Genomic DNA, 26,953 nt, shown 5'->3' with positions numbered 1-26,953 from the left:
GGCTCCCTAGCGAATCAGTCGTCGCTGTTGCCTCGTTCGGCGTCCCGCGAACGGTCCTTGTGCAGCATTCATCTTGTGCAGCATTCATGGAGAATCACATGAGCGAGATCGGCGTGACGGCTCTGGATCACACCGTCCAGGAAACCAACATCTGGCTGAAGGCCATCGAGCAGCGCCTCGCGCTCTCGAGCCGACAGCAGGCCTACAACGCGCTGCGCGCGGTGCTGCATGTGCTGCGCGACCGCCTGCCGATGGCGACCGCCGTGAACTTCGGCGCGCAGCTGCCGCTGCTCATTCGCGGCATCTACTACGAAGGCTGGCATCACGCGGCGACGCCGACCAAGGACCGCCATCTCGAATATTTCGTCGATGACATCTTCCGTCAGTTGCCGCCACAATTCCCGGTCGATCCGCTCAGGGCCGCACGCGGCATCTTCGAGATTCTCTGGGAGAAGCTCGACCCCGGCGAGTTCGACAAGCTGATGGGTCATTTGCCGGTGCCGTTGCGAAATCTGCGCGAGCCGGCGACCTGAAGGGGGGCAAGTTCCCGAAAGGTGAGAAACAGCTCGCAACTCGCAACCAACGTCCGACCTCAATGGGCAATCTGCCGATACAGTGCGGGCAGTGCTGCGGGCAGTCGCCTGATGTTGCCGACGATGCCGTAGCCGCCGCGGCCGAACAGGGTCGGAAAATACGACTGCGCCGACGCGTCGATGGTCACGCCGAACACGGCGACGCCGCCGCGCCGCGCCTCCTGTACCGCCTTGCGCGTGTCCTCGATCGCGAAACGTCCCTCATAGTGATCCACGTCGTTCGGCTTGCCGTCGGTCAGCACCAGCAGCAGACGCTTGCGCTCGGGTCGCTCGGCGAGCTCGCCGGCGGCGTGACGCACCGCCGTGCCGATGCGCGTGTAGTAGCCGGGCCTGAGCGCACCGATACGGCGCTCGACCCGCCCGCTCATCGGCTCGCCGAATGCCTTCACGGTCTCCAGGCGGACCCATGAGTTGCGCCGCGAGGTGAAGGTGAGAATGCTGTGGCTGTCGCCGCAGGCCGACAGCCCATGCGCCAGCACCAGCAGCGCCTCCTTCTCGACGTCGAGCACGCGCACGCCGTCGATCCACGCATCGGTGGACAGGGAGACGTCGACCAGGAGAGTCACCGCGAGATCATGCGCGAGCGGGCGCATCGCCAGATGCACGCGATCAAGTCCGCCATGGCCGGCATTGAGATCGCTGCGCGCGCGCACCAGCGCGTCGATGTCGAGGTCGTGGCCATCGGCCTGCGCGCGCATCACCTCATGACGCGGCCGCAAGGTCTCGAACCTGCGCCGTACGCTGCGGATGCGCCGACGCATCGCATCGTCCGGAGCCCACGCCTCGCCCGCCTCGGCGGCGTCGCCGGTCACGACGCGGCAATGATCCGGCAGATAGGCTCCGCTGCGATAATTCCATTCGGGATACAGCCGGCCGCTGTCGAGCCGGGCCGTGTCCACCGCCTCGGGCGGCAGGTCGAGATCGAATTTCAGCTTGCTCGCCGGACGCCCCTTGCGCCTAGCGATCGCGAGCTCATCGAGATCGTCGGCGGCCTTGCGGGCATCGTCATCGTCGGTATCGTCGGAAGGGCGATCGACATTGACCATCTCCGCCATCGCCAGGATCTTCTCGAAGCGGTTGAGAATGAACGGATGGCGCTTGGCCGTGTCGTCGCGCTCGCGCCGCGCAAAGCGCTTGCGGGTGTCGGGTGCCCCCTCCTGCTCCGCGGGCGTCTGCGTCTCGTCGTCATCGCGCGCCGCGGCAACGGCATCGCGGCTCCAGCAATCGCCCCATAGCGGACACGGCAGCATCGTCCGATAGCCGGGCGGGGCGGCCTCCGGCAACGCGCCGCCGGCGATGACCGCATTCCACAGCGCGCCCTTGGGCGGCGCGCCGGCGCCAAGCAGCGCCATGACGATATGCTCGACCTGCTGCTCGAGCCGAGGCAGCGGCCGCCGCGGCCGCGCCGCAGCCAGCGCTTCGGCGAGTTGCGCATGCGTGCGCGCCAGTCCCGGAAAGCGCGCCAGCACCAGCGAGGTCGTCTCACAGGCCCGGCGCAGCGCCAGCAGATCATGCCGCAGCGGATCGCGCTCCGCGATCGGCTCGACCGCCATGGTCGCGAACCACGCCGCGAGCCAGTGATAGAGCTGCGCATTGAGCGCGCGATCCGGCAGCAAAGCGATGGTCTCCGGCAGGAACACGGTGGCGCCGTCGCGCCCGGCCTGATCGAGGCATTCGTCGCCGAGGCCAATGCGCTGGCGCCAGCCGAGCCGATGGCCCGACTTGCGCGCCTTGGCTCCGGCGACCTGCACGCCGCTCTCGCCGCCCAGCGCGCGGAACATCACGGCGATGCGGCCGCTGATCTCGTTCAGCGCGACGGCCTGATCCGGATGGACCGGATAGCTCGAGGTCGTGCCGACCATGCGGTGCCAGGCGCGGCCGACGGTCTCCTCCAGTTCGAGAAAGTCGAGCATGGCTCACCCGATCACGGCACGCGCGACCTCGCGCAAAGCGGCCTTGACGTCGGCGTCATCGGTGAGCGGCTCGATCATCGCGGCGAGCACGGCGTCGGCGACGGGCGTGCCAGCCGCAACCAGGGTTGCGCAATAGACCAGGAGCCGCGTCGAGACGCCCTCCTCCAGGTCATGGCCCTGCAGCGCGCGGAGGCGATGCGCGAGCGCCACCAGCGGCCGAACGCGCTCCGGCGGCAGCCCGCTCTCGGCGGCGACCACCGCGATCTCCTGCTCGGCGGGCAGGAAGCCGAATTCGATGGCGATGAAGCGCTGCCGTGTCGACGGCTTGAGCGCCTTGTGCAGCGACTGATAGCCAGGATTGTAGGACACCACGAGCATGAAACCGTCGGGCGCGATCAGCTCCTCGCCGGTACGCTCCAAGGGCAGGATCCGGCGGTCGTCGGTGAGGGGATGCAGCACCACGGTCACATCCTTGCGGGCCTCGACCACCTCGTCGAGATAGCAGATGCCGCCCTCGCGTACCGCGCGGGTCAGCGGGCCGTCGGTCCAGACGGTGTCACCGCCCTTGAGCAGATAGCGTCCGGTGAGATCGGCGGCGGTGAGGTCGTCGTGACAGGCCACCGTGTGCAGCGGCAGTTCCAGCCGCGCCGCCATGTGCGCGACGAAGCGGGTCTTGCCGCAGCCGGTCGGGCCCTTCAGGAGCACCGGCAGGCGATGCCGGAACGCATGCTCGAACAGCGCGCATTCATTGCCGGTCGGCGTGTACGAGGGAAACGACGGGGCGGTATCGATCGCGTGCAGCGCGGGCTTCATGATCACTCTCCGAATCGGGGGATGCGGGCGGCGGCATCGAGGCCGCCGCCTGCGGGATTTCACTCCGCCGGCTGCAGCGCGCCGGGGATCACGGGCTCCTTGGCGCGGCCGGGCACCAGCACGGCCCAGACGAACATCAGCGCCGCGATCGCCACGAACACACCGGAGCCGAGCCGCACCCAGTAGAACATCGCGAGCTGGTCCTGGACGTCCATGTAGCTCTGGCCGAGCACGCGCTGCAGATGCACCTGGACGACGCCGGCGAAGGTCAGCGCGAAGGTCATCGTCATCATCGCCGTGCACATGATCCAGAAGCTCGCCATCGAGAGCCACTGATTGTAGGGCGCACGCTGGCGCAGTTGCGGCACGGCATAGGCCATCACGGCGAGGTTGAGCATCACATAGGCGCCGAAGAAGGCGAGGTGGCCGTGCGCAGCGGTGACCTGGGTGCCGTGGGTGTAGTAGTTCACCGACGACAGCGTGTGCAGGAAGCCCCAGACGCCGGCGCCGAGAAAGGCCATCACCGAGCAGCCGACGGACCACAACAGCGCAGCGCGGTTCGGGTGCTTGCGGCCAGCCTTCAAGGTCATCTGTACCGTGAAGATCACCATGGTGAAGAACGGCGCGACCTCGAGGGTGGAGAACAAGGAGCCGATCCACTGCCAGTAGCCGGGGGCGCCGATCCAGTAGAAATGATGGCCGGTGCCGAGGATGCCGGAGAACAGCGCGAGCCCGATGATCACGTAGAGCCACTTCTCGACCACCTCGCGGTCGATGCCGTTGAGCTTGATCATCAGGAAGGCCAGGATAGAGGCCATGATCAGCTCCCAGACCCCCTCGACCCAGAGATGGACGATGTACCACCAGTACATCTTGTCGACGGCGAGATTGGCCGGATTGTAGAAAGCGAACAGAAAGAAGATCGCCACGCCCCACAGGCCGAACAGCAGGATGTTGGTTACCGTGGTCTTGCGGCCCTTAAGGGCTGTCATGGTGACGTTGAACAGGAACATCAGGCAGACGACGACGATGCCGACCTTGATGATGAAGGGCTGCTCGAGGAACTCGCGGCCCTCATGGTAGTGGAAGAGATAACCGACCACGGCAGCCCCCGCCGCGCCGAAGAACATCCAGAACTGGATCTTGGCGAGCAGCGGGCTGTAGAGCTCGGTCTCGGTCTCCTCGGGCAGCAGAAAGTAGGTCGCCCCCATGAAGCCGATCAGCGACCACACGATCAGCGCGTTGGTGTGGATCATGCGGACGATGTTGAAGGGCAGCAGGACCGACAGCGTGTTCGGCAGCACGTAGATGGTGCCGGCGAGCAGGCCGAAGATGACCTGGGCTAGGAAGAGCGTCAGCGCGCCGTAGAAATACAGCATCGCGACCTTCTGGGTCTCATATCTCATCGCGGATCTCTCTCATGACGGGGGGCGGGATGCCGGCTCAGCCGGCCTTGTTCGGCGGCCAGTCCTGACGCTTGATCGTGTCGGCCCATTGCAGGAAGTCGGCGAGGTCGTTGAGCTCCTGGTCGGACAAATTGAACTGCGGCATCTGCCGGCGGCCGGGAGCGCCCGAGGGCTGCGACTGCATCCAGGATTTCAGCATCTCGCGCGCGGCGGCCGGGTCCTGTCTGCCGCCCCAGCGGTCCCAGACATTGCCGACCTCGGGCGCGAAATAGGCGCCCTCGCCGAGCAGGGTATGGCAATTGATGCAGGAGTTCTTCTCCCAGACGTGCTTGCCGCGTGCGACGCCGTCGGACAGCGTCGACGCATTGGTCGAGGTCGTGACCATGTAGTAGTGGCTGTGCGCTGTGAGCCCGAGGAAGATCGCAAAGAAGAAGGCCGAACCGCCGTAAAAGACGTTCCGCGCGGCCGACTTGGTCAGGCGTTCCGCCATGACACGTCCTTTCCGTTTGGTGAAGTTCGATGGTGTGAAAGCAATCTACCGGCAATGCCGAGGGGCTCTTTGTCGGAGCGCAACGAGCGCGGCGATGGACCGATCAGATGAGTGCGCGGATTGCGACCGCGAGCCCGGCAAGCACAACGAGGGCCACGAGCCACGTGGTGAGCAGGCCGCGCCACAGCGCGGGCGCATCGCGCAAGCCGAGAAAATCGAGCACGATCACCCTGCCCTTTGCCAATGCGAGCAGCAGTGCGGCCGCATCGACGAGCCATCGGCTCGGCAGCAGCAGCGACCCTGCAAGCGTCGCAATGGCGAGGGCCAGCAGTTGAAGCCAGGCTCGATCGAAACGGTCACGGAACATGGCTCAACCGACCAGATAGAGGACCGGAAACATGACGATCCAAACCAGGTCGACCATGTGCCAGAAGGCGGTCCCGGTCTCGACGCCATTGGCGGTGGCGCTGCGGCCGACGACGGCCAGGATGACGATGCCGAGCAGAACATGCAGGAGGTGAAAGCCCGTCAGTAGGAAGTAGAGGGTGAAGAACGGTGATGTCTCCATGCCCGCGCCGGCGGCGATCTCGCCGCCATATTCCGTCAGCTTGACGGCGATGAAAACGGCACCCAGCAACGTGGCGAGCCCGAGCCAGCGCCGGGCGCTCCCGGTCGAGGCGTGCCGCGCCGAAGCAGCAGCTCGCGCGGCGGCCCAGCCGCTGGTGACCAGCACGGCCGTGTTCACAGCGGCCAGGCGGCTATCGAGCATCGCCTGCCCGACCGCGAACACGACGGGGTTGAGGGCCCGCGCCACCACGAAACCGCCCAGCAGGAGGCCGAAGGCGACGAGCTCGCTGAGGATCAGCACCCACATCATGGCGTCGCCGGGCAGACCATCCAGCACGCCCCAACGTTCCTCCTGCTCCGGCTCACAAGCGAGCGCCGACATCCCTGCCTCCGAGTTGAACGTCGAGAGGCTAGTCGGACCGTCGGTTGGACTCTTTGTCGGCGCGCAAACAGCGGACCGGCGAGGCACGCTAAGAGCCGGCATCGTCAGGAGCAGATCCCATGACCGAAGCGCAGCTCGGCCTCCTCACCGCGACGCCGATCATCATCGTCTTTGCCGGCGCGCTGTGGCGCATGGGCGTGCTGTCGACCACGGGGACGGTGTCCGCGGTCGCGCTCTCCGTCGCGATCGCCTTGGTCCTGTTCACCACGCAATAGCCCGCCTGGAACCTTTGCCGTCCTCGCACGTCAGATCGTGCGGAGGTGCCGCATGGACGACAAGCGATTCGCAGAGCTGCTCGGAAACGCCGCCATCGGCGTCTGGGGCGACATGCCGCGCGACATCCAGGAGGCGCTGTTCGAGACGGCGATGCGCGGTCACGACGATCTGAGGCACGAGCTCGCCAAGCTGCTTCACGACCGGCATCCGCGTACGCAACATCCGCCGCGTCCGGCTTGAGCGGTCTCAGTCGGGATGATCATCAGCCCGGAACTGTGACGGCTCGTCGTAACCCTTGCGGCTGCTGTAGAACAACAGCACCATCAGCCCAATTCCCACGATGAGCGAAAACACCACGCCGAGCGTGAGCGCGATCCATCCTTCTCGCGGCATCGGATCGCCCGGCAGGGTCAGCCCCTGATAGGCGAAGACGATGGCGGCTGCGAGAATCAGCAGCAATGCGACGGTGATCGCGATCGGTCCTGCACGCATGGCGATCGTGCTCCTGGCAGCGAGAACCAAGCCCGCCCGCGATCGTTCCTCGGCGATCCCGGTAATGGCGCACGGCGATAGTTCCGAAATGTGAGAACGGGTCGTCCCGCTTCGCCTGACCTTGCGCTGCCGCAATCACCGCGCTGCATCCAATCGCGGCATCATCTGCTCAAAGGATGACGCGCTCGCCCTCGGCCTGGTGCATGCCGCATGGCTGCTCCCGCCCGGGATCGCTAGGCGCCCGGGAACTTAGCTGATACCTCTATCGGCTTCCCATCGGCAGCAAAGGACAAGGACCGGAGATGGACAACCGCAGCGAGATCTGGCGCGGCGTCGACGCGATCAAGACCCGTTTCATCGAGCTCAGCGACCGGGTGTGGAGCATGCCCGAGGTCTGCTACACTGAGGCCCGCTCGTCCGCCGAACACCTCGCCGAGTTGAAGCACCAGGGTTTTCGCATCACCGAGAAGGTCGCGGGAATCCCGACCGCGCTGATGGGGGAATGGGGCGAAGGCGGCCCGATCATCGCCTTCATGGGCGAATACGACGCCCTGCCCGGCCTCAGCCAGGAGGCCGGCGTTGCGGAGCACCGTCCGGTCGAGACCGGCGGCCATGGCCACGGCTGCGGCCACAATCTCCTGGGCTCGGCGGCGCTGCTCGCGGCCACCGCCGTGAAGGACTGGCTCGCCGCCAACAAGGTTCCCGGTCGCGTGCGCTACTATGGCTGCCCGGCCGAGGAAGGCGGCGCCGCAAAAGCCTTCATGGTGCGCTCGGGCGCGTTCGAGGATGCCGACATCGCGATCACCTGGCATCCGTCGAGCTTCTGGGAAGTGGTGATGACGCCCTCTCTCGCCAACACGCGCGCGGACTTCATCTTCACCGGACGCACCTCGCATGCGGCCGCCTCGCCCCATCTCGGCCGCAGCGCGCTGGACGCGGTCGAGCTGATGAATGTCGGCGTCAACTACATGCGCGAGCACATGCCGAGCGACGCCCGCGTGCACTACGCGCTGCTGGACACCGGCGGCATCGCGCCCAACGTCGTGCAGGCGCATGCACGGGTGCGCTACTCGATCCGTGCCCGAGACCTGCCCGGCATGAACGAGCTGGTCGAGCGTGTGCACAAGATCGCACAAGGTGCGGCGCTGATGACCGAGACCAAGGTGGAGATGAAGATCATCTCCGCGGTCTCCAACATCCTGCCCAACACGCCGCTCGAAGAGGCGCTGTATGGGATCATGGAGGAGCTCGGCCCGCCGCATTTCGACGCGACCGACAAGGATTTCGCCGGACAGATCCAGGCGACCCTGACCGACAAGGACATTGCCTCGGTCTACTACAGCATCGGCTTGGACCCGACCGACAAGCCGCTGGCCGACTTCCTGGTGCCACTCAATGCCAAGCGCAATCCGCAGATCGGCTCGACCGACGTCGGCGACGTCAGCTGGGTGGTGCCGACGGTGCAGGTGCATGCACCGACGGTAGCGATCGGCACGCCGTTCCACACCTGGCAGGTCGTCGCGCAAGGCAAGACGCCAGCCGCGCACAAGGCCATGGTGCAGGCTGCCAAGGCCATGGCCGGCCTGGGCATCAAGGCGCTCAACGAACCCGCCTTGATTGCAGCTGCCAAGGCCGACCTGAAAAAGCGGACGATGCGCACACCTTATGTCAGCCCGCTGCCTGCCGAAGTGGAGCCGCCGCTGATGATGTCGATCGCCTGAAACGTCAACCTTGGGGGGGGGGAACACAATGGCGAAAACGGCAACAAAGAAGAAGCCGGCGGCGAAGACCGCCAAGCCTGCTCCGAAGCGCGCGGCCGTGACCGCCACGGCCAACAAGAAGCCCGTGGAGGCCAAGCCGCAGCACAGGCCACAAGCGAAGGCAGCCGCGCCAAGACCGCGGCTGCCGAAAGGACCGGTCTGGCAGTGGTCGGCGGTCGACACGGCAGCTGCGATCCGCGCCGGCGCGGTCTCCTCGGTCGAAGTGACCGAGGCGCATCTCGCGCGCATGCATGAGGTCAATCCGAAGCTCAATGCCGTCGTCGTCGATCTCTCCGAAGACGCCCTGAAGGCTGCGCGTGCGGCCGACAAGGCGCGCGACAAGAGCGGCCTGCTGCATGGCGTGCCGGTCACGATCAAGGAGAACGTCGACTACGAGGGGCGGCCGAATCCCAACGGCGTTCCATCGCAGATGGGGATCATCGCGCCGTCGGACGCGCCGGTCGTGCGCAACCTGAAGCAGGCCGGCGCGATCGTGCTCGGCCTCACCAACACGCCGGAATTCTCGTTCCGCGGCTTCACCGACAACCCGCTGCACGGGCTGACCTTGAACCCGTGGGATCCAGAGATCACCTGCGGCGGCTCGTCGGGCGGCGCCGGAGCCGCGGTCGCGGCGGGCATCGGCACCATCGCGCATGGCAACGACATCGGTGGGTCGCTGCGCTGGCCGGCGCATTGCAATGGCGTCGTGACCATCAAGCCGACGCAGGGCCGCATCCCCGCCTACAACGAGAGCGCTGCTGCCGAGCGGCCGATGCTCGCACATCTCATGTCGTCGCAGGGGCCGCTGGCGCGGAGCGTCGCCGACGTCCGGCTGGCGCTGGAGGTGATGAGCCGGCGCGATCCGCGCGATCCGTGGTGGGTGCCAGCGCCACTGGAAGGCGTGGAGCCCAAGCGGCCGGTCAAGGTCGCGCTCGCCAAGATCCCTGACGACATGGACGTCGATCCGTCCGTGCACGCGGCGCTGCGGCAGGCAGCGGATCATCTGGAGCGGTCGGGCTACCGGGTCAGCGAGGTCGAGGTCCCCGACATCTCCGGCGTCTGGCAAACCTGGTGCGACATCATCACCAACGAGGTGGTGGTGATGCAGGAAGCCAAGATGCTGGCCGTGACGTCGGAGGATTTCCACAAGGCCTGGGGCGGGATGCGCGCCAAGGCCGAGATGCTCGACCTCGCCGGCTGGATGAACGCGACGGCGCAGCGCTCGACGCATATCCGTGCCTGGCAGCTGTTCTTCGAGGACTACCCGATCGTGCTGGCGCCGACCACGGTCAAGCCGACGCCCGGTCCGCGCGACGACACCATCAGCCCCGAGCGTGTGCGCGAGATCTTCTTCGACGAGATCCGCTTCATCTCGGCGATCAACGTGCTCGGCCTGCCCGGCGCCGTCGTGCCGGTCACGGTCCACAACGGCCAGCCCATCGGCGTGCAGCTGATCGCCGGCCGCTATCGCGAGGACCTCGCGCTCGATGCCGCCGCAGCAATCGAGAAGCGTGCAGGAATGCTGGTGCGGCAGCTCTGGGAACGGATGGTTTAGTCCCGCTGCGGCCCGAGGATCGAGGTCCTCGGGCCGTCATGTTTCCGACACTGCCCGGCATCGATTGTCGAAAGTCGAACACTGACGCGCATCGCGTTCGCTCGAGATCGCCTCGGGTTGACGGGAACTGGCCGACCTGTCTATTTTGATGTATACGAATGGATATAGCTTGGCGTCGGCACCGGCCCATGCGTCGGAACGGGACTTGCAATTCACCGAAACGAACCCGCCTCGGTGGATATGAACAAGGACAATGCGATGAGATCGACACGCTCCCTCACCGCCGCTCTGTGCGCGGCGGCCATTCTTCTGACCTGCGCGACTGCGTTCGCCGGCAGCGCCAACGTCGCCGTGGCCGCCAACTTCACCGAGCCCGCCAAGGAGATCGCGGCGCTGTTCAAGGCCAAGACCGGGCACGAACTGGTGATGAGCTTCGGCGCGTCCGGACAGTTCTACACCCAGATCAAGGAGAACGCGCCGTTCGCGATCCTGCTCTCCGCCGACGACGAACGGCCGAAGAAGCTGGTCGACGAGGGCCTCGGCGTCGCCGGGAGCCGTTTCACCTACGCCATCGGCAAGCTCGTGCTGTGGAGCAAGGACCCCAACGCGGTGAAAGGCGAGGAAACGCTGAAGGCGAACGCGTTCAACAAGCTGTCGATCGCCAATCCCACCGCGGCGCCCTATGGCGCCGCCGCGGTCGAGACGCTGAAGGCGCTGAAGCTCTATGAGACGATCCAGCCCAAGATCGTCCAGGGCAACACGATCTCGCAGGCGTACCAATTCGTCGACACCGGCAATGCCGAGCTCGGCTTCGTCGCGCTGTCGCAGCTGATGCCGAACGCCGGCGGCTCGCGCTGGCTGGTGCCGCAGAATCTCTACGGCGAGATCCGCCAGGATGCCGTGCTGCTGAAGGCGTCCGCCGGCAACGAGGCCGCCACCGCATTCCTGGCCTTCCTCAAGACCCCGGCAGCCCGTGCGGTCATCGAAAAGTTCGGCTATGCTCTGGATCCGAAGTCGGGCACCTGAGCATTAGGATTCATGAACCTCCACGTCTCCGCCGATATCTGGCAACCGATCCGGCTGACGCTCGAACTGGCAGCGCTCGCGACGATCGTCCTGATGATCGTGGGCACGCCGATCGCATGGTGGCTGGCGCGGTCGCGGGCGTGGTGGAAGGAGGCGGTCGCGGCACTGGTGGCGATCCCACTGGTGCTGCCGCCGACGGTTCTCGGATTCTACCTGCTGGTCGTGCTCGGCCCCAGCGGTCCGGGCGGCGCTCTGGCTTCGCTCTGGGGGGCGCGCACGCTGGCCTTCACTTTTCCGGGCCTGGTGATCGGCTCGGTCCTGTTCTCGATGCCGTTCGTCGTCCAGCCGATCCGCAACGCCTTCGAGGCCATGGGCGAAAAGCCGCTGGAAGCGGCCGCCACTCTGCGCGCCTCACCCTGGCGCGTGTTCTGGACCATCGCGGTGCCGCTGGCGAGCCCCGGATTTCTCACCGGCGCCATCCTCGGCTTCGCCCATACCGTCGGTGAGTTCGGCGTCGTGCTGATGATCGGCGGCAACATTCCCGGCAAGACCAAGGTGCTCTCGGTTGCGATCTACGACTATGTCGAGACCTCGCAATGGACCGAGGCCTCCGTGCTGGCGCTCGGCATGGTCGTGTTCTCGTTCTGCGTCATTCTGACGATGATGCTGATCGAGAAGAAGATGACGCGCAGCACGTCATGAGCACGGTCAGGGTCAATTTCCACGGCACGCTCGGTCGCTTCGAGCTGAACGCGCGCTTCGAGGTTCCGGCGCGCGGCGTGACCGCGATCTTCGGTCCGTCCGGTTGCGGCAAGACGGCGGTCATGCGCTGCATTGCCGGCCTCAACCATCTCGCCGGCGGGCTATGCTCCGTCGCCGGCGAGGTCTGGCAGGACGAAAAGCATTTTCGTCCCGTGCATCAGCGTCCGATCGGCTACGTCTTCCAGGAAGCCAATCTGTTTCCGCACCTCTCGGTCCGCCGCAACCTGATGTACGGCCATCCTGGCTCGAGCAGCGCGGCCGCGATCGGCTTCGACGAGGTCGTCGCGCTGCTCGTCCTTGGACGGCTGCTCGACCGCTCGCCGCGCCACCTGTCCGGCGGCGAGCGGCAGCGCGTCGCGATCGGCCGCGCGCTGCTCAGCCAACCGAAGCTGCTGCTGATGGACGAGCCGCTGTCGGCGCTCGACCAGATGACCAAGGATGAGATCCTGCCGTATCTGGAGCGGCTGCACGCCGCCCTCGACCTGCCGATCCTCTATATCAGCCACGACCTCGCTGAGGTCGAGCGGCTTGCCGATCAGCTGGTGCTGATGCGCAATGGCGCGGTCCTGGCTTCGGGCCCCTTGTCCGTGCTGCAGGCCGACCTGTCGCTGCCGCTCGCGCTGTCGCGCGACGCCGCCGTGAGCCTCGACGCCACCGTCACCGCCCAGGATACGGCCGATGGCATGGCGACACTCGAAGTCCCCGGCGGCCAGTTCCTGCTCCCGGCCGAGCCCCTCACGCCGGGCGCGCGCCGCCGCCTGCGCGTGCTCGCTGACGACGTCAGTCTCGCGCTGGAAACGCCGAGCCGCAGCACCATCGTCAACGTGCTCCGCGCCAGAATACTCGAGATCCGCAGCCAGTCGGACCACCGCGTCACGGCCTTGCTCGGACTCGGCGAGGATGGTCACGGCGCGCGGCTGCTGACGCGTGTCACCCAGCGCTCGTGGAACGAGCTCGGCCTGCGGGCGGGGCTTGCGGTCTATGCCCAGGTCAAGGGTGTCGCGCTCGTCCGCCGCGAAGAGCCTATCGCCTGAATCCAACACCTGGCATTCGGCAACATCGCGCGATGTTGCATACGTGACAATAGCCCCCCTCATGTTATATCGTAAACAATACAACTTCGGATGAGACAAAGCGACAGGCGCTTTGATTTCGTCAATGCAATGAACGAGTTGAGCGGCAGGACATCGTCTGGCCCGGTGCTTGCTACCTGGATCTCGCAACAAGAGGTCATCAGCATGAAAGCCGCCGTCACCTGGCATCCGAACGCGCCCAAGCCGCTTGCGCTGGTGCTGGGCACCAACGAGATCGCCTCCGCCGTCGCGGCCAAGCTCAATCATGCCCGCTTCGCGGTCGTACTATGCCATGACGCCTTTCCGCCGGTGATCCGGCGCGGCATGGCCTTCCATGATGTCCTGTTCGGCGAGATGCGCGACCTCGACGGCGTGATCGGCTCCCGCGCCGAGAGCATCACCGATGTCGTGCGGATTCACCGTGAGCCAGACCAGGCCGCCGTGACCGGGATGCATCTGACCGACATCATCGCCTTCCGCTATCCGGCCGTCATCGTCGACGCCCGCATGCAAAAGCATCTGGTGACGCCGGATCTGCGCGGCGTCGCCGGTATCGCCGTCGGCATCGGGCCGCGTTTCGCGATCGGGCACAATTGCGACGTCGCGATCGAGACTCATCCCCGCGAGACCGGCACGATCTTGGCCCATGGCACGACGCGCGATGCGGACGGCAAGGCACGCGATCTCGGCGGCGCCGGCCGCGAGCGTTTCGTCTATTCGGACCAGGAGGCCGTCTGGCACACCCCGCTCGACATCGGCACCCGGGTCTACAAGGGCCTGCAGCTCGGCTCGCTCGGCGGCACGCCGGTGCTCGCACCGCTCGACGGCGCGCTGCGCGGCATCGCCCGCGACGGCGTACGCGTGCCGGCCAACGTCAAGCTGCTCGAGATCGATCCGCGCGGCCGTCAAGCCGCCTGGACCGGCATGGACGAGCGCGGACAGGCTATCGCGGCGAGCGTCGTCGCGGCCCTTCACCAGATCATGCAAACCGGTCGGAAGGCGGGCCGCGTCTCCGCCAACGTATGAGGAGGACTGCCATGGGTGTCGCTGACGTCGGGACTTGTCAGATCGTGGCGCTGCAGGGCGCAGCGTCCAGCGTGATCCAGGAGATGCTCGGCGATTTCGCCAAGCGGCTCTCGGAGAATGGCCTGCGTGTCTCCGGCGTGATCGAGAGCAGCGCCGACAAGGCCAGGCCGTGCAAGGCCATGATGCTGCGCAGCCTCGACGATGGCCGCGTGTTCGCGATCTCTCAGGATCTCGGCCCGGAGTCGCAGGCCTGCAATCTCGACCCGGAGGGCCTCGTGCTCGCCTGCGCCGCCGTGCAGCAGTCGATCTCGCGGGGCACCGACATCGTGATCCTCAGCAAGTTCGGCAAGCAGGAAGCGGCAGGAGGTGGCCTTGCCGATGCCTTCGGCTCCGCCATCGCAGCCGGCCTCCCGGTCATCACGGCGGTCTCACCGGCGATGATGGACGCGTGGACGCGCTTTGCCGGCGCGTTCGCCGAGCACATTGACGCCGATATCGCGCGCCGACCGGGCTGGATCGAGGCGCGGTACGGCCGCTGGGTGACATCGCGAGCCACCCGTGACATGGTTGGCTCTCAACGCGAGCGGATCGGAATGGGATGAAGCGCGAAGCTCAAATCGCATTGACCATCAACTTCGGCAATGGCGGCAGCCTGTGCCCGGAGGATCTGCTGCTGATCGATATCATCCGGAGGGAGCGCTCGATCCTCGGCGCCGCGCGCGCGAGCGGCATCTCCTACCGCAAATGCTGGCTGATGGTCGATGCGCTCAACCGCACCTTCGAGACGCCGGTGTTCGAGACTCATCCGGGGCGCCGGGGCGGCGGCGCGGAGATCACGCCGTTCGGCGAGCGGCTGATCGCGCTGTACCGCTCGATGGAGCGGCGCACGCGCACCGCAACGGCCGCCGCGCTCGGCGAGCTGCAGAAGGCTACGGATCCCCGCTATCAGAAGCGGGCCAGCGGCGCGGCCGAGGCAGCTCCGAAGGCCGAACCGCGCCGGGTCCGATCGCGACGCTCTTGATCATCGCCCAGGCGGACAGATCCGGCTCCAGCGCCAACCGCTCGACCGACTCCAGCGTCACCAGCGCATGCAGCCTGGTCGCGCCGAGATCGAAGGTGACGCGCACGTAGGGCGGCTCGAGCGGCAGGATCTGCTCGATCCGGCCCGGCAGCCGGTTGGTGATCGACACGTCCATCGGCCGCGACAGCGCGATCGAGACGTCGCGGGCCTCGATGGTCACCGAGACGCCGGCGTCGATCGCCGCGTCCACCATCGGCACGCGCAGCTCGCCATCGGCAAAGAACAGCGTCGACATGCCATATTGCGGATCATGGCGCAGCACGCGCGCGGGAACCGTCGTGCTGAGAACGACGGACGAGGCTGAAGACGATGCAGACTGGCCGGTCATCGCGCAGCAGCCTCCACGGCCTCAAGGCCGGTCGTGATCATACAGCACGCGGACGCGGATCGTGCCTTCCACCGCGCGCAGCTCCGACAGCAGCGCCTCGCCCTCGCCGCCGACCACGTCGGTTTCGAGCACGACATAGCCGACCTCGGGATCGGTCTGAAGATATTGCGCGAGGATGTTGATGTTGTGCCGCGCCACCGCCTCGTTGACCTGGCGCAGTACGCCCGGCACGTTGCGGTGGACATGGATGAAGCGCGTGCCGGTCGGGCGCGCCGGCAATTGTACCTGCGGGAAGTTGACGGCGCCAAAAGTCGAACCGACGTCGGAATAGTCGATCAGCTTGCGCGCGACCTCGCCACCAATTCGGTCCTGCGCCTCCTCGGTGGAGCCGCCGACATGCGGGGTCAGGATCACGTTGGGCAGGCCCTGCAGCGGCGAGACGAACGGATCGGCGTTCGATGCCGGCTCCGCCGGGAACACGTCGACCGCGGCGCCGGCGAGCTTGCCCTCGCGCAGCGCGCTGGCCAGCGCTTCGATGTCGACCACGGTGCCGCGCGAATTGTTGATCAGATAGGCCCCGTCCTTCATGTGACGGATCTGGCGCTCGCCGATCATGTTGGCGGTCGCCGGCGTCTCCGGCACGTGCAGCGACACGACGTCGCTCATCGCCAGCAGCTCATCAAGGCTCTCGACCGGCTCGGTGTTGCCGTGGCGGAGCTTGTCGGTGAGATCGAAGAAGATCACCCGCATGCCCATGGCCTCGGCGAGGTTCGACAGCTGCGAGCCGATGTTGCCATAGCCGATGATGCCGAGCGTCTTGCCGCGCACCTCTCGGCTGCCATTGGCCGACTTGTCCCAGCCGCCGGCATGCGCCGACACCGAGCGCGGGAAGATTCGGCGCATCAGCATCACGACTTCGGCGATCGTCAGCTCGGCGACGCTGCGGGTGTTCGAATAGGGCGCATTGAACACGGGGATGCCGAGCCGCTTCGCGGCATCGAGATCGACCTGGTTGGTGCCGACGGAGAAGCAGCCGACCACCATCAGCCGGTCGGCGGCCTGCAGCACGTCGGCGGTGAGATGCGTGCGCGAGCGAATGCCCAGCATGTGCACGCCCGACAGCATACGCTTCAACTCCGCCGAACCGAGCGCCTTCGGCAGCCGTTCGATTTCCGTATAGCCGTTGGCCTCGAACATGCGGACGGCCGAGTCGTTCACGCCCTCAAGGAGCAGAACGCGGATCTTTTGCTTGGGCAGCGATAGCGGCATGGGCCTGGCCTGATTCAGTCGTGGGTGTGGCGTAGTGTAGCGGTTGTTACAGTCGCGATGCGTTGAAACTTGGTGAATGCGACGCGGCAGGAACGCTTTCTGTCGCTTTCCCAGGGTCTTGTCCACTCCGCACCGGCATTTTGGCCTGCGATGCAAAATCAGCGCCTGGCATACCGGACGCACCGCACGGCCTGCACTGCAACAACCGGAGATCGCTGTTTTGGCTGCTGACAAACCATGCGAGCAGAGCTAGCCTTTCTTCCAATCACAAAATCATCGGGAGGTCAGCATGTCAGACGGGGTTGTCGAGACACGCGCGTCGGAGGTGTCGGCCGGTGAAACGCAGACGGTCGATGTCGCCGTCGTGGGTGCCGGATTTGCGGGGCTTTACCTGCTGCACCGCCTGCGCAAGGCGGGCTTCTCGACCGTGACGCTGGACACCGCAAACGACGTCGGCGGCACCTGGTACTGGAACCGGTATCCCGGCGCGCGCTGCGACATCCAGACCGTCGACTACAGCTACACCTTCGATCCCGAGCTCGAGAAGGCCTGGCAATGGTCGGAGAAATACGCCACCCAGCCGGAGATCCTGCGCTATCTTGGCTTCGTCGCCGACCGCTACGATCTGCGCCGCGACATCCGCTTCGGCACCCGTGTCCTCGGCGCCTCCTGGGACGATGCCAAGGAGCGCTGGCTGCTGACGACCGACAAGGGCCCCGCCGTCTCCTGCCGCCACTACATCATGGCGACCGGCTGCCTGTCGCAGCCGAAGCCGCCGGAAATCGACGGCGTGCACGACTTCAAGGGCGAGATCTACTTCACCAGCCGCTGGCCGCACGACGGCGTCGACCTCCGCGGCAAGCGCGTGGCCGTGATCGGCACCGGCTCCTCCGGCATCCAGTCGATCCCGCTCATCGCCGAGCAGGCAGCGCAGCTCACGGTGTTCCAGCGCACGCCGAACTTCGCACTGCCTGCGCATAATGGTCCGCTCCCGGCCGATCGCGCCGCGCAGCTTGCAGAGGATCGCAACGGGCTGCGCCAGCAGGCGCGCTGGTCGATGACCGGCGTGCCGATTCCGCCGGCCACCGAGTTCAGCTGGCAGATGAGCGAGGCCGAGCGCCGCGAGCGCTTCGAGAAGCTGTGGGCCTCTGGCGACCTCGTCGGCATGCTGACGCAGCTCTGGGCCGACCAGGGCGTCGACCCCGACGGCAACGCGCTGCTCGCCGATCTCATCCGCGAGAAGATCCACGAGATCGTCAAGGATCCCGAGACCGCCGCAGCGCTCACGCCCCATGACCATCCGTTCGGCGCCAAACGCCCCTGCCTCGACACCAACTACTATCAGACGTTCAATCGCCCCAACGTCACGCTGGTCAATCTGCGCCAGGAGCCGATCGCGTCCATCACCGCTGATGGCATCAAGACCGACAGGCGCAGCTTCGACATCGACGTCATCGTGTTCGCGACCGGCTTCGACGCCATGACCGGTGCGATCCGCGCCGTGCATCCGATCACCGGGCGCGGCGGCAAATCACTTGAGGATGTCTGGGCCAACGGACCGCAAACCTATCTCGGACTCACGGTCGCGGACTTTCCCAATCTGTTCCTGATCACCGGTCCCGGCAGCCCGTCAGTGCTGTCGAACATGGCGGTCTCGATCGAGCAGCATGTCGACTGGGTGGTCGACCGTCTCATCGCCCTTCGCGAGGACGGCTTCACCACCATTGAGCCCACGGAGACCGCGCAGGCCGGCTGGGCCCGCCACATGGCAGACTGCGCGACCGTGACGCTGCATCGGCTCGCCAACACCTGGTACACCGGCGCCAACGTGCCGGGCAAGCCGCAGACGCTGATGCCTTACACCGGCGGCGTCGGCCCCTATCGCGGCATCTGCAACGAGATCGTCAGCCGCGGCATGCTCGGCTTCAAGCTGTCAGGTCCGAACGGCGCGTCCCAATGCAATGACGGCGAGATCGTGCGGCTGCAGCCGGATGTCCGGCTGGTGCTGAACATGCTGGCCGAGATGAACCTGCCGCCGATCGAATCGATGGGCGCGGCCGGCGCCCGTGAATTCGTCGCGCAGTTCAACGCGACGAGGCCGCCTGGACGTCCCGTTGGCGAAGTCAGGGATGGCACATTGCAGGGCGCTGATGGTCCCCTGGCCTACCGGCTCTATCGTCCGGCGACGCCCGGCCCGCATCCGATCGTGGTGTACTTTCATGGCGGCGGCTGGGTCCTCGGCGACGAGCAGTCGGATGATCCGTTCTGCCGCGACATGTGCCGCCGCTCCAACATGATTTTCGTCAGCGTAAACTATCGCCATGCGCCCGAGCACCGCTTCCCGGCGGCGGCTGAGGACGGCTACGCGGCGACGCGCTGGGTGGCCGAGCACGCCGCCGAGCTCGGCGGACGCGAGGGACCGGTGCTGGTGGCAGGGTGGAGCGCCGGCGGCAACATCGCGGCGGTCACCTGCCAGCTCGCGCGAGATCGCGGCGGGCCTGATATCGGCGGCCAGCTGCTGCTGTGCCCGGCCACCGACTGCAGCTTCGATCGTCCGTCCTACACGGAGAATGCGACCGGCTACTTCCTGACGCGGTCGCTGATGTACTGGTTCTGGGACATCTACTGCTCGCCGGCGGATCGCACCGATCCGCTCGCATCGCCGTTGCGGGGCAAGCTGCAGAGCCTGCCGCCGGCCTACATCGTCACCTGCGAGTTCGATCCGCTGCGCGACGAGGGGATTGCCTATGCGGAAGCCCTCGCCGCCGCGGGCGTGCCGGTCGGACAGCTCAAGGCGCACGGCCACTTCCATTCGTCGTTCATGATGGTCGACGTCGTCATCACCGGCGTCGGCGGCCGCATGCGGATGGCGGAGGCGCTGCAGGCGTTCACCCAGTCTGCGGAAGAAGGCGAATCGCTGGAGATCAACGCCGCCGCGAGCTGACCAACGGAGGCTGCGGCCGAGCAGTATCGCAACGGCCCGCAGCCTTGCGGGCCGTTGCTGCGACGCGCAGCTTGCGTCGGATCGCCCACGCTGTCACCGAGACGACGAGCCACGCCGTTGTTGCGGCGGCGAAGGCGGTCGCGACGCTTAGCTGAACCAGCGTGGAGAATACGGCCGCGAACGCCAGCATGCCGAGGCTGCCGAGCACCGCGCCTACGGTGTCGAGCGCAGCCGCTTCGCGTCCGCGCCGCTCGCCGAAGAATCCCTGTTGGCGCTTGCGCCTGATCTCGTGCGCCTCGATCAGGGTGACGCTGGCGCAGAAGATGGCGGGCAATGCCAGGAAGAGGCCGCCGATCGCAGGACCGAAGGCCTTGGCAATGAGCCCCGCGGCGACTGTCGCGGCGCCGCCCAGCGCGAAGCGGATGACGTATTCGTGCCACTTGCCGTCCTTCAGCGCCGAGGGCGAGATGCGGATCAGCATCACGCGCCTCCAGAGAAGACCACCTGGAGTCCGAGCGCCGCCACCAGCCAGACGACCATCGCGAGCAGGCTCGCGGTCAACGCGCGCAGATGCAGCCGCATCAGCAGTTGGCACACGATCATGCTGTAGAGACAGAGCGCGACGGCGCCGAACATCATCGAACGGCTCTGGACCGCCGCGTAGGCGGCGTCATGTGTGACGATCGCAATGCCAAGCGTCGCCAGCGCAACCGAGGGCGCGGCTCCGAATAATCCGGCAAAGCTCTTCGGACGCAGCACGTCGCCAATCATCGCGAATGCCGAAACGATGACGCCGCCGATCAGGAAGCGGATGATGTATTCGGTCATGTCCGGCTTGCTCCCGGTGGTTCGTAGCCGGTCCACGGGCGCAAGCTGCGCTCGAGGGCAGCGCCGAGCATGAATCCGACAACGACGTCGCTGGCCCAATGCGCAAGCAGCATCACGCGCGTGATGCTGAGCCCGACGGCAGCACTCCTCACCGCAATCCTTGCGCGTGCCGGCAGCGGACCGGCGGCGGAGTAGAGCGCACCCATGTGCAGCGCATGTCCCGAGGGAAAGGCGTCCTGTGCATGGCCGGACGGCGCCACGCCGTGGAGATGGCCGCGCAAGGTGGTGCGATCCGGCCGGGTCTGATCGAAGATGGCCTTCAAGGCATGCGGCAGAGCCGAAGCCGCAACCGTGACCAGCAATGCATGAGTGGTCGTCGCGCGAACGCGGCTGCTTTGGCCGCGCGTCACCAGCCAAGCCACCGATGTCAGGGCCAACCACACCTTCTCGTCCGCCCCCCACGCGAGGCCGCGTGCGAGCTTTTGCAGCCGCGGTTCCGTGGTTCGTGCAGCTACGTCCGCAATGATGCGGTCCGCCTTGGTCGGCTCGACGTGGATGGCCGTGGCGGAACTTTGCTTGCGAAAGGGCACCGAAATTGCCGGTGTGATCTTCTTCCCGATGGCGCGGATCATGGCACTTGCCAAGGACGAACAATATGTTCACCTACAACGCCGAGCCCTCACAACGGGTTTCGGGAACAGACACGAAACTGTCACGAGTTACCAGCTCAGCCCTGACCGCGAATAGCCTCGTCATACGCCTCGACCGAGGCTCGAGCTGTCTCCCGCGCATCGCTCGCGCTCATGCCCGGCTTGTACAGGCTCGAGCCGAGACCGAAGGCGCGCACGCCGACGGCGACGTAGGAGGCGAGCGTCTTGTCCGACACACCGCCGACGGCGCCGACCACGACGCCTTTCGGCAGGACTGCAAGTTGCGCTGCAATCCCCGACGGACCGAGCACTGACGCCGGAAAGTATTTCAGGGCCGAGGCGCCGCAATGCAAAGCCAGAAAGGCCTCGGTCGGCGTGAAGACCCCGGGCATGGTCACCATGTCGTAGGCCTGCGCCGTCGCCAGCACTTCGACGTCGACGTTCGGGCTGACCATCAGGCGCCCGCCGGCCTCCGCAACGCGCACGCAATCCGCGGCATTGACGACCGTTCCTGCGCCGATCAGGCAGTCCTTGCCGAACCGAGATGCCAGACGCTCGATCGAGACGAACGGTTCCGGCGAGTTGAGAGGAACCTCGATCAGCTCGAAACCGGCTTCGATCAGGACATCGACGATGGCCTCGGACTCGTCGGGTTTGATACCGCGCAGGATCGCAACGAGCGACCGCTTCACATGCGGCCAGGCGACGGACTGTGTCATTTCAGAAACGTGCTCCCCAGATCTGCCGCGCGGCCTTGAGCAGGCCGCGGCGTGACGCCTGTTCGGCATCGCATTCATTCACGTCGAAACCAGCAGCGGCCAGCGCCTCGCGATAGAGGCGACCGAGCCGGCCCGCTCCGATCAACCGGAGTGGAAGCTCGGCGCCGAACCGCGCGCGCGCATCGGCGATTTCGCTGCCGATCAGAATCCCGGAGAGCCTTGCAGCCCCATCGGACCGCCGCTCGAAGCCGAGGAGCTGCGCCGCGCGCAGCCGGAACAGCGCGTTCGTCAGTGCCGTCGGCGCGGCCAGGGCCGCCGCGAGGCTCTCGCGGAACGCTGTGTCGTGCTCGACGGTCGAGGCTTCCGGTTCGACGGCATGCATCAGGATGCTATGCTGAGAGACCACCGCGAACAGCTCACCGGTCATGTAGGTGGCGAAGTCGATCACCACGCCGGCATCGATCCGGATCCATTTGCTGTGGGTGCCCGGAATGCAGACGATCCCGGTGAAATCCGGCTCGGTGACGCCGAGCAGCTGGGTTTCCTCGCCGCGCATCACGTCCGGCCGGTCCGCGCGAACCTGCGCCAGTCCCGGCAGAATTCTGACGTCGCGGTCGGCGTCGACACTGATCGCTCCGGCATACAGCGCATCCAGACGGGTGGGCGTGTGCAGATACGGCGCCTCGACCCAGCCTTGCCGCGCGCCGGCCATGCCGCAGATCAGCACCGGAACATCGGCCGGTGCGCCAAGCTTCGCCAGATGATCGCGCAGCACCGGCGCGAAGCCTGATGTCGCGCAATGCAGCATGCCCTCGCCACCACGGCTCTCGGCAAGCTCCGTCCCGTCTCCGGCCATAAGCCAGGCACGGAAACTGGAGGTTCCCCAGTCGACGGCGACAAAGGCCGGCGTTGCTGACGAATAGACGGCGGTCACATCCTGCTCCCGAACACTTCCACATCTGGCAATGGCACGCCGGGCGGGCCACGCAAACAACAAATTGCATCATGCACGATTATGCACGTTGTTATTCTTGTTTATGCATGATAACAAGCGGCATGTCAGACCTTCCACTGGCGCGCCGCGACCAGATCGCCGGCCGCCTCTCTGCGGGGCAAGCGGTCATCGCGACCGCCCTCGCCGACGAATTCGGCGTCTCCGAGGATGCGATCCGGCGCGATCTTCGCGCGCTTGCCGCCGAAGGACGCTGCCGCCGCGTGTATGGCGGCGCATTGCCGATCGTCGGCGGCATGGCACCGATGGCGGCGCGTATCGGGCAAGATCGCGAACGCAAGCTGGCGCTCGCCCGGTCGGCCGCCCGCAGCATCGCGCATGGGGAGTTTCTCTTCCTCGATAGTGGCAGCACCAATCTCGCCCTCGCTGAAGTCCTGCCCGATGATTTCGATCTCACCGTCGCGACCAACGCCATCGACATTGCCGCAACCGTGCTGCATCGGCAGGACCTGCAGTTGATCGTGATCGGCGGCTCCGTTCACCCCGCAGTCGGCGGCTGTGTCGACGCCGACGCCATCATGCAGGTACAGCGCTTGAACATCGACCGCTGCTTCATCGGCGCCTGCGCTGTATCGGCGCAAGGCGGCATCAGCGCGGTTGATCCGACTGACGCAACGTTCAAGCGAACGCTGCTGTCGCTGAGCCGCGTAAGCGTCGCAATGGTCACCAACGAGAAGCTCGAGACCCGAGCCCCCCACCGTATCGCCGGCGCCAAGACGATCAGCCAGCTCACCGTCGAGCATGATGCGCCGGCGGCCCGACTCGCCCTGCTCAGACGGGCGGGAGCTACCATCATGACCGCCACCCCGCCCGGATGACGGCGCCTTCGGAGTTTCAGGAATCTTCCAGATGAGTTCGGATCACCGCGCGGCGCGGCTCGCGACACGCCTGGCCTTTTTCGTCGCCGGCTTCGGCATCGCCTGCTGGGCGCCGCTGGTGCCGTTCGCCAAGCAGCGGCTGGGGGTCGACGATGCGACGCTCGGGCTGCTGCTGCTCTCGCTCGGCGTGGGCTCGGTCGCATCGATGTTGGCGGCAGGTCTCCTGAGCGCCCGCTACGGCAGCAAGCCCGTCGTCATCGTCAGCGGCATCGCCTTGAGCATGCTGCTGCCCCCGCTGACGATCGCCTCAACGCCAGCCACGCTCGGGCTTGCGCTGTTCGCCTTTGGCGCGGCGCTCGGCTCGCTCGACGTCGCCGTGAACATCCAGGCGATCGACGTCGAGCGGCTGAGCGAGCGTCCGCTGATGTCCGGCTTCCACGCGCAGTTCAGCATCGGCGGCTTCGCAGGCTCCGGCGTCATGACTGCGCTGCTCGCGTTCGATGTCGCGCCGCCGCTCGGCACGCTCGCCTGCTGTGCGCTCGCCCTGGCCGCGATGACCGTGGCTGCCCCACGACTGATAGCGAGCAAACCGGCGCAATCGGGCCCTCTGCTCGTGCTTCCTCATGGCGCAGTGCTGCTGCTGGCGGCGCTCGCCGCGATCATGTTCCTGGTCGAGGGTGCGATGCTCGACTGGAGCGCGCTGTTGCTCGCCGGGTCGGGCCGCCTGCCGGCCGCGCAAGCCGGGCTGGGCTACATCATGTTCTCGATCGCAATGACCGCCGGGCGTCTCGTCGGCGATGCCGTGGTTGCACGGATCGGCGATCGCGCGACGTTACTGGGGGGCAGCGTCATCGCGATCATCGGCTTCGTCGTGCTGCTCGCGGTTCCCTGGATTGTTGCTGCCATGGCCGGCTTCGCGCTGATCGGCTTGGGTGCATCGAACCTGGTCCCGGTGCTGTTCCGCCGGGCCGGCGCGCAGACAGCGATGCCGGTCGGGCTGGCCGTCGCCGCCGTCACCACCGCCGGCTACTCCGGCGTACTGCTTGGGCCCGCCGGCATCGGCTTCGTCGCCGCGGCCACCAGCCTGCCGGCCGCGTTCTGGATGTTGGCCGCACTGCTCGTCATTGTGCTGCTGAGCGCACCACGCGTCGTAGCTGCGCCAAATTAGGAACGAGCCCGGTGCTTGGCTTTGATACGCATCTCATGCCCCAGCCAAGAGCAGAATCGGACGCGCACCCAATATCGTTACTCTCATTCTCATCATCGTCGGCGCGGCGTAGACGGCAATCCTGGAATCCGCGCTCGCGGCCATCGTAGCCTGCCCGCCTGCCCCGCTTCGTGCGCCGCCCCGCAACGCAGGTTGCAGACATCGCCTCCCTTGCGAAGCTCGTCCGGACGGCTCAGGATCGCCGGACAGACAGCGGAGCAGTCTAGTGGAGATCGATGGCGAGGCCCCTGCGGACGAAGACGGATTTGCCGACACACAGGCGCGCGACGCGCATTTCCTGCGCCACAGCTTCGCTGTCGCCCTCCGCTCGATGTCACACGGCAATCACCCGTTCGCCGCCATTCTCGTCGATGCTGACGGCAGGGTCCTGATCGAAAGTGAAAACGGCTACCTGCCAGCGCGCGATGCCACAGCGCACGCAGAACGACTGGTCGCGACGCAGGCCTGCACGTCGATTGCCCCCGAGATCAGAGCTGTGGCTACGCTGTATTCGTCGGCAGAGCCGTGCGCGATGTGCGCGGGCGCCATCTACTGGGCCGGCATCGGACGCGTGGTCTACGGCCTCAGCGAGCGGCGGTTACGCGACCTTACCGGCAACCATCCGGAGAACCCGACGCTCGACCTGCCCTGCCGCGAGGTGTTCGCGAGCGGCCAGCGCGCAACCGAGATTGTCGGCCCCTTGTTGGAGGAGGAAGCCGCGGCGCTGCATGAAGGAGCCTGGGACAAATGAAGCAGGCGCCGCGACCGAGCCGCGGCGCCCTCTTCGAGTGCTTCGATCCGTATCAGAACTTCACGGTCACGCCCGAGTAGAGCGACGACTCGGTGCAAGCGCCCGTGGCGACGCGAGTGCCGCCGCCACCGGCGACGGAACAGCCGACCGCGTTGTTGTGGTCGAGGCCGAACTTGTTCTGCCAGTAGCGATAGGCCACCCAGACGTCGATCATGTGGCTCTGCTTCTCACCCCACATCGCCTTCGACGCATCGAAGGTCAGGCGGATCGGCTCGGAATTGAACTCGACCTTGGTCGGATAGACGCCGTTCGCGACGCTGGCCGGGAGCGGCTCGGTATCGGTGCCCTTCTTGCCATACCAGCCGGCGCGACCCGAGATCGAGAAGAACTGCATGCTCTCAGGCAGGAAACCGAGATCCATGTAGTAGTTGGTCTCGACCGCCCAGGTTGGCTTGAACGAGGTGTTGCCGTCGGAGATGCAGGGGTTCGACCAGCCGGCGCCGCACTGCGAGAACGAGTTGTGGTTGGCGAACTCCCAGTACATCAAGGGAGCGACGTTGAAGTAGCCCTTGTAAGGCAGGTTGAACGCGAACTGCAGACCGGCGACGACGTCACGCTTGGCCGCGCCGAAGTAGCGGTTCTCGGTATTGGCATCCATGCCCACTTCGAACGAGATGTTCTGCAGCGGCCCCACCGTGAAGGCCTTGGTGTTGAAGATCTGGTTCCAGCCGAAGGTCGAGCGGAACAGGCCGTAGATCTCGGTCGCACCGGCGCAGCTCGCCGGCGTGAACGCGAAGCCCGCGTTGGGCGAGACGATGCCGCCGGTCTGCGTGCAGGGCCCCGCCGGGTCGTTGTGGTCCGACTTGAACAGCGAGATCGTGAAGAAGTTGGTGCCGTAACCCCAGACGTCGAAATGGGTGAACGAATAGACCTGCTTGGCGGTCTTGGCGTTGAACGTGCCGTTGCCGTTGACGCTCCATGCACCAGGCTGGCTGGCATCGAAGATGTAGGAGTAGCTGACGCGATTGTCGACGACGAGGAAGAATGGCACCTCGGCCGGAGCCTTCTTCGCGATCGCCTTGGCGGGCAGGTCGGCAGCCCCTGCGACACCGACTGAGCTAAGCGCTACCGCGCCCAGCGCGACGGCCGCTGCGATTGTGTGACGTAACGACATTCAGAACACCCCCAGTTGACAAGCGCCGATTCCCGACT

At 66.3% G+C, this 26,953-nt stretch carries 30 protein-coding genes; 15 read left to right on the top strand and 15 right to left on the bottom strand.

Features of this window, described 5'->3' with window-relative positions:
* Window positions 1–98: 98 nt before the first annotated feature.
* Window positions 99–533: a DUF2267 domain-containing protein gene (locus QX124_RS06960; protein WP_315738506.1), complete on the top strand. Its 435-nt coding sequence runs from the start codon at window positions 99–101 to the stop codon at window positions 531–533.
* A 59-nt stretch (window positions 534–592) separates the two neighbouring features.
* Here the strand turns inward: QX124_RS06960 and QX124_RS06955 are convergent, their stop codons facing one another.
* The 6 genes from QX124_RS06955 to QX124_RS06930 form a co-directional block, all read right to left on the bottom strand.
* Window positions 593–2,506, bottom strand: coding sequence for a nitric oxide reductase activation protein NorD (locus QX124_RS06955; protein ID WP_315796741.1), 1,914 nt, complete (start codon window positions 2,504–2,506; stop codon window positions 593–595).
* Window positions 2,507–2,509: 3 nt separating this feature from the next.
* A complete protein-coding gene (locus tag QX124_RS06950) occupies window positions 2,510–3,319 on the bottom strand; it encodes a CbbQ/NirQ/NorQ/GpvN family protein (RefSeq protein ID WP_315776025.1) in 810 nt (269 codons plus the stop codon).
* 59 nt (window positions 3,320–3,378) lie between these two features.
* Entirely contained in the window at window positions 3,379–4,725 is a 1,347-nt protein-coding gene (locus QX124_RS06945) for a cbb3-type cytochrome c oxidase subunit I (RefSeq protein ID WP_315738509.1), read from the bottom strand.
* Window positions 4,726–4,762: 37 nt separating this feature from the next.
* On the bottom strand, window positions 4,763–5,215 hold the full coding sequence (locus QX124_RS06940) for a cytochrome c (RefSeq protein WP_315738510.1): 453 nt from the start codon (window positions 5,213–5,215) through the stop codon (window positions 4,763–4,765).
* Window positions 5,216–5,318: 103 nt separating this feature from the next.
* Window positions 5,319–5,582 carry a cytochrome C oxidase subunit IV family protein gene (locus QX124_RS06935; RefSeq protein ID WP_315796740.1) on the bottom strand — a complete coding sequence of 88 codons (264 nt, stop codon included), beginning with the start codon at window positions 5,580–5,582 and terminating at the stop codon, window positions 5,319–5,321.
* Window positions 5,583–5,585: 3 nt separating this feature from the next.
* A complete protein-coding gene (locus tag QX124_RS06930; protein ID WP_315796739.1) occupies window positions 5,586–6,164 on the bottom strand; it encodes a cytochrome c oxidase subunit 3 family protein in 579 nt (192 codons plus the stop codon).
* 119 nt (window positions 6,165–6,283) lie between these two features.
* Here QX124_RS06930 and QX124_RS06925 point away from each other — a divergent pair, with 119 nt between their 5' ends.
* Together QX124_RS06925 and QX124_RS06920 are read left to right on the top strand one after the other, a co-directional pair.
* Window positions 6,284–6,439: a hypothetical protein gene (locus QX124_RS06925; protein ID WP_315738513.1), complete on the top strand. Its 156-nt coding sequence runs from the start codon at window positions 6,284–6,286 to the stop codon at window positions 6,437–6,439.
* 52 nt (window positions 6,440–6,491) lie between these two features.
* Window positions 6,492–6,680, top strand: coding sequence for a hypothetical protein (locus QX124_RS06920; protein WP_315738514.1), 189 nt, complete (start codon window positions 6,492–6,494; stop codon window positions 6,678–6,680).
* A gap of 6 nt (window positions 6,681–6,686) precedes the next feature.
* Here the strand turns inward: QX124_RS06920 and QX124_RS06915 are convergent, their stop codons facing one another.
* Window positions 6,687–6,932 (bottom strand): hypothetical protein, encoded by a 246-nt coding sequence (locus QX124_RS06915; RefSeq protein WP_315738515.1) that lies wholly within the window; start codon window positions 6,930–6,932, stop codon window positions 6,687–6,689.
* 302 nt (window positions 6,933–7,234) lie between these two features.
* Here QX124_RS06915 and QX124_RS06910 point away from each other — a divergent pair, with 302 nt between their 5' ends.
* The 8 genes from QX124_RS06910 to QX124_RS06875 all read left to right on the top strand — a co-directional run bounded on the left by QX124_RS06910 (window position 7,235) and on the right by QX124_RS06875 (window position 15,155).
* On the top strand, window positions 7,235–8,653 hold the full coding sequence (locus QX124_RS06910) for a M20 family metallopeptidase (protein WP_315776021.1): 1,419 nt from the start codon (window positions 7,235–7,237) through the stop codon (window positions 8,651–8,653).
* 28 nt (window positions 8,654–8,681) lie between these two features.
* Entirely contained in the window at window positions 8,682–10,247 is a 1,566-nt protein-coding gene (locus QX124_RS06905) for an amidase family protein (RefSeq protein ID WP_315796738.1), read from the top strand.
* Between the two features lie 258 nt (window positions 10,248–10,505).
* A complete protein-coding gene (gene modA / locus QX124_RS06900) occupies window positions 10,506–11,273 on the top strand; it encodes a molybdate ABC transporter substrate-binding protein (protein ID WP_315772031.1) in 768 nt (255 codons plus the stop codon).
* A gap of 12 nt (window positions 11,274–11,285) precedes the next feature.
* Window positions 11,286–11,975: a molybdate ABC transporter permease subunit gene (gene modB / locus QX124_RS06895; protein WP_315772029.1), complete on the top strand. Its 690-nt coding sequence runs from the start codon at window positions 11,286–11,288 to the stop codon at window positions 11,973–11,975.
* Window positions 11,972–13,069 carry a molybdenum ABC transporter ATP-binding protein gene (gene modC / locus QX124_RS06890; RefSeq protein WP_315772027.1) on the top strand — a complete coding sequence of 366 codons (1,098 nt, stop codon included), beginning with the start codon at window positions 11,972–11,974 and terminating at the stop codon, window positions 13,067–13,069. The genes modB and modC overlap by 4 nt, the downstream gene beginning before the upstream one ends.
* A gap of 204 nt (window positions 13,070–13,273) precedes the next feature.
* Window positions 13,274–14,134, top strand: coding sequence for a xanthine dehydrogenase (locus tag QX124_RS06885; protein WP_315772025.1), 861 nt, complete (start codon window positions 13,274–13,276; stop codon window positions 14,132–14,134).
* A gap of 11 nt (window positions 14,135–14,145) precedes the next feature.
* Entirely contained in the window at window positions 14,146–14,736 is a 591-nt protein-coding gene (locus QX124_RS06880; protein ID WP_315772023.1) for a DUF2478 domain-containing protein, read from the top strand.
* On the top strand, window positions 14,733–15,155 hold the full coding sequence (locus QX124_RS06875) for a LysR family transcriptional regulator (protein WP_315738523.1): 423 nt from the start codon (window positions 14,733–14,735) through the stop codon (window positions 15,153–15,155). Before QX124_RS06880 ends, QX124_RS06875 begins: the two co-directional genes overlap by 4 nt.
* Here the strand turns inward: QX124_RS06875 and QX124_RS06870 are convergent.
* The gene (locus QX124_RS06870; protein WP_315738524.1) at window positions 15,064–15,543 is read right to left on the bottom strand and encodes a TOBE domain-containing protein; all 480 of its coding nucleotides are present in this window, start codon (window positions 15,541–15,543) and stop codon (window positions 15,064–15,066) included. The genes QX124_RS06875 and QX124_RS06870 overlap by 92 nt on opposite strands.
* A 21-nt stretch (window positions 15,544–15,564) precedes the next feature.
* The gene (gene serA, locus QX124_RS06865; protein ID WP_315738525.1) at window positions 15,565–16,812 is read right to left on the bottom strand and encodes a phosphoglycerate dehydrogenase; all 1,248 of its coding nucleotides are present in this window, start codon (window positions 16,810–16,812) and stop codon (window positions 15,565–15,567) included.
* Between the two features lie 289 nt (window positions 16,813–17,101).
* Here serA and QX124_RS06860 point away from each other — a divergent pair, with 289 nt between their 5' ends.
* Entirely contained in the window at window positions 17,102–19,756 is a 2,655-nt protein-coding gene (locus QX124_RS06860; RefSeq protein WP_315796737.1) for a flavin-containing monooxygenase, read from the top strand.
* Here the strand turns inward: QX124_RS06860 and QX124_RS06855 are convergent.
* The 5 genes from QX124_RS06855 to QX124_RS06835 form a co-directional block, all read right to left on the bottom strand.
* Window positions 19,737–20,237, bottom strand: coding sequence for a DUF3147 family protein (locus QX124_RS06855; RefSeq protein ID WP_315796736.1), 501 nt, complete (start codon window positions 20,235–20,237; stop codon window positions 19,737–19,739). The two genes, QX124_RS06860 and QX124_RS06855, sit on opposite strands and share 20 nt — an antisense overlap.
* Window positions 20,237–20,584, bottom strand: coding sequence for a DUF3147 family protein (locus QX124_RS06850; RefSeq protein WP_315796735.1), 348 nt, complete (start codon window positions 20,582–20,584; stop codon window positions 20,237–20,239). The genes QX124_RS06855 and QX124_RS06850 overlap by 1 nt, the downstream gene beginning before the upstream one ends.
* Window positions 20,581–21,216: a phosphatase PAP2 family protein gene (locus QX124_RS06845; RefSeq protein ID WP_315796734.1), complete on the bottom strand. Its 636-nt coding sequence runs from the start codon at window positions 21,214–21,216 to the stop codon at window positions 20,581–20,583. Before QX124_RS06845 ends, QX124_RS06850 begins: the two co-directional genes overlap by 4 nt.
* A 95-nt stretch (window positions 21,217–21,311) precedes the next feature.
* Window positions 21,312–21,953, bottom strand: a complete 642-nt coding sequence (locus tag QX124_RS06840) for a 2-dehydro-3-deoxy-6-phosphogalactonate aldolase (RefSeq protein WP_315796733.1) — start codon at window positions 21,951–21,953, stop codon at window positions 21,312–21,314.
* Between the two features lies 1 nt (window position 21,954).
* On the bottom strand, window positions 21,955–22,887 hold the full coding sequence (locus QX124_RS06835) for a 2-dehydro-3-deoxygalactonokinase (RefSeq protein ID WP_315796916.1): 933 nt from the start codon (window positions 22,885–22,887) through the stop codon (window positions 21,955–21,957).
* A gap of 71 nt (window positions 22,888–22,958) precedes the next feature.
* Between QX124_RS06835 and QX124_RS06830 the strand changes: the two genes are divergently transcribed.
* From QX124_RS06830 to QX124_RS06820, 3 genes are all read left to right on the top strand, one after another.
* Window positions 22,959–23,783 (top strand): DeoR/GlpR family DNA-binding transcription regulator, encoded by an 825-nt coding sequence (locus QX124_RS06830; protein ID WP_315796732.1) that lies wholly within the window; start codon window positions 22,959–22,961, stop codon window positions 23,781–23,783.
* A 31-nt stretch (window positions 23,784–23,814) separates the two neighbouring features.
* On the top strand, window positions 23,815–24,951 hold the full coding sequence (locus QX124_RS06825; protein WP_315796731.1) for an MFS transporter: 1,137 nt from the start codon (window positions 23,815–23,817) through the stop codon (window positions 24,949–24,951).
* 271 nt (window positions 24,952–25,222) lie between these two features.
* Window positions 25,223–25,741 carry a nucleoside deaminase gene (locus QX124_RS06820; RefSeq protein ID WP_409997674.1) on the top strand — a complete coding sequence of 173 codons (519 nt, stop codon included), beginning with the start codon at window positions 25,223–25,225 and terminating at the stop codon, window positions 25,739–25,741.
* 52 nt (window positions 25,742–25,793) lie between these two features.
* Here the strand turns inward: QX124_RS06820 and QX124_RS06815 are convergent, their stop codons facing one another.
* Window positions 25,794–26,915, bottom strand: coding sequence for a hypothetical protein (locus tag QX124_RS06815; protein ID WP_315796730.1), 1,122 nt, complete (start codon window positions 26,913–26,915; stop codon window positions 25,794–25,796).
* Window positions 26,916–26,953 lie beyond the last annotated feature (38 nt).

Source organism: Bradyrhizobium sp. SZCCHNRI3043, from assembly GCF_032377735.1.
GTDB lineage: Bacteria > Pseudomonadota > Alphaproteobacteria > Rhizobiales > Xanthobacteraceae > Bradyrhizobium.
The sequence above is the reverse complement of the archived record's forward strand: the minus strand, read 5'-3'. Positions and strand labels throughout refer to the sequence as shown.

Coding starts and splice junctions, on each gene's coding strand:
- QX124_RS06930 (WP_315796739.1), bottom strand. CDS start 6,164: ATGTCGGCGCTCGCTTGTGAGCCGGAGCAGGAGGAACGTTGGGGCGTG.
- QX124_RS06880 (WP_315772023.1), top strand. CDS start 14,146: ATGGGTGTCGCTGACGTCGGGACTTGTCAGATCGTGGCGCTGCAGGGC.
- QX124_RS06830 (WP_315796732.1), top strand. CDS start 22,959: ATGCACGATTATGCACGTTGTTATTCTTGTTTATGCATGATAACAAGC.
- QX124_RS06885 (WP_315772025.1), top strand. CDS start 13,274: ATGAAAGCCGCCGTCACCTGGCATCCGAACGCGCCCAAGCCGCTTGCG.
- QX124_RS06925 (WP_315738513.1), top strand. CDS start 6,284: ATGACCGAAGCGCAGCTCGGCCTCCTCACCGCGACGCCGATCATCATC.
- QX124_RS06905 (WP_315796738.1), top strand. CDS start 8,682: ATGGCGAAAACGGCAACAAAGAAGAAGCCGGCGGCGAAGACCGCCAAG.
- QX124_RS06855 (WP_315796736.1), bottom strand. CDS start 20,237: ATGCTGATCCGCATCTCGCCCTCGGCGCTGAAGGACGGCAAGTGGCAC.
- QX124_RS06920 (WP_315738514.1), top strand. CDS start 6,492: ATGGACGACAAGCGATTCGCAGAGCTGCTCGGAAACGCCGCCATCGGC.
- QX124_RS06860 (WP_315796737.1), top strand. CDS start 17,102: ATGTCAGACGGGGTTGTCGAGACACGCGCGTCGGAGGTGTCGGCCGGT.
- QX124_RS06825 (WP_315796731.1), top strand. CDS start 23,815: ATGAGTTCGGATCACCGCGCGGCGCGGCTCGCGACACGCCTGGCCTTT.
- QX124_RS06935 (WP_315796740.1), bottom strand. CDS start 5,582: ATGTTCCGTGACCGTTTCGATCGAGCCTGGCTTCAACTGCTGGCCCTC.
- modA (WP_315772031.1), top strand. CDS start 10,506: ATGAGATCGACACGCTCCCTCACCGCCGCTCTGTGCGCGGCGGCCATT.
- QX124_RS06915 (WP_315738515.1), bottom strand. CDS start 6,932: ATGCGTGCAGGACCGATCGCGATCACCGTCGCATTGCTGCTGATTCTC.
- QX124_RS06840 (WP_315796733.1), bottom strand. CDS start 21,953: ATGACACAGTCCGTCGCCTGGCCGCATGTGAAGCGGTCGCTCGTTGCG.
- QX124_RS06910 (WP_315776021.1), top strand. CDS start 7,235: ATGGACAACCGCAGCGAGATCTGGCGCGGCGTCGACGCGATCAAGACC.
- QX124_RS06845 (WP_315796734.1), bottom strand. CDS start 21,216: ATGATCCGCGCCATCGGGAAGAAGATCACACCGGCAATTTCGGTGCCC.
- QX124_RS06950 (WP_315776025.1), bottom strand. CDS start 3,319: ATGAAGCCCGCGCTGCACGCGATCGATACCGCCCCGTCGTTTCCCTCG.
- QX124_RS06850 (WP_315796735.1), bottom strand. CDS start 20,584: ATGACCGAATACATCATCCGCTTCCTGATCGGCGGCGTCATCGTTTCG.
- modB (WP_315772029.1), top strand. CDS start 11,286: ATGAACCTCCACGTCTCCGCCGATATCTGGCAACCGATCCGGCTGACG.
- QX124_RS06955 (WP_315796741.1), bottom strand. CDS start 2,506: ATGCTCGACTTTCTCGAACTGGAGGAGACCGTCGGCCGCGCCTGGCAC.
- QX124_RS06815 (WP_315796730.1), bottom strand. CDS start 26,915: ATGTCGTTACGTCACACAATCGCAGCGGCCGTCGCGCTGGGCGCGGTA.
- QX124_RS06945 (WP_315738509.1), bottom strand. CDS start 4,725: ATGAGATATGAGACCCAGAAGGTCGCGATGCTGTATTTCTACGGCGCG.
- modC (WP_315772027.1), top strand. CDS start 11,972: ATGAGCACGGTCAGGGTCAATTTCCACGGCACGCTCGGTCGCTTCGAG.
- QX124_RS06870 (WP_315738524.1), bottom strand. CDS start 15,543: ATGACCGGCCAGTCTGCATCGTCTTCAGCCTCGTCCGTCGTTCTCAGC.
- QX124_RS06960 (WP_315738506.1), top strand. CDS start 99: ATGAGCGAGATCGGCGTGACGGCTCTGGATCACACCGTCCAGGAAACC.
- QX124_RS06940 (WP_315738510.1), bottom strand. CDS start 5,215: ATGGCGGAACGCCTGACCAAGTCGGCCGCGCGGAACGTCTTTTACGGC.
- QX124_RS06875 (WP_315738523.1), top strand. CDS start 14,733: ATGAAGCGCGAAGCTCAAATCGCATTGACCATCAACTTCGGCAATGGC.
- serA (WP_315738525.1), bottom strand. CDS start 16,812: ATGCCGCTATCGCTGCCCAAGCAAAAGATCCGCGTTCTGCTCCTTGAG.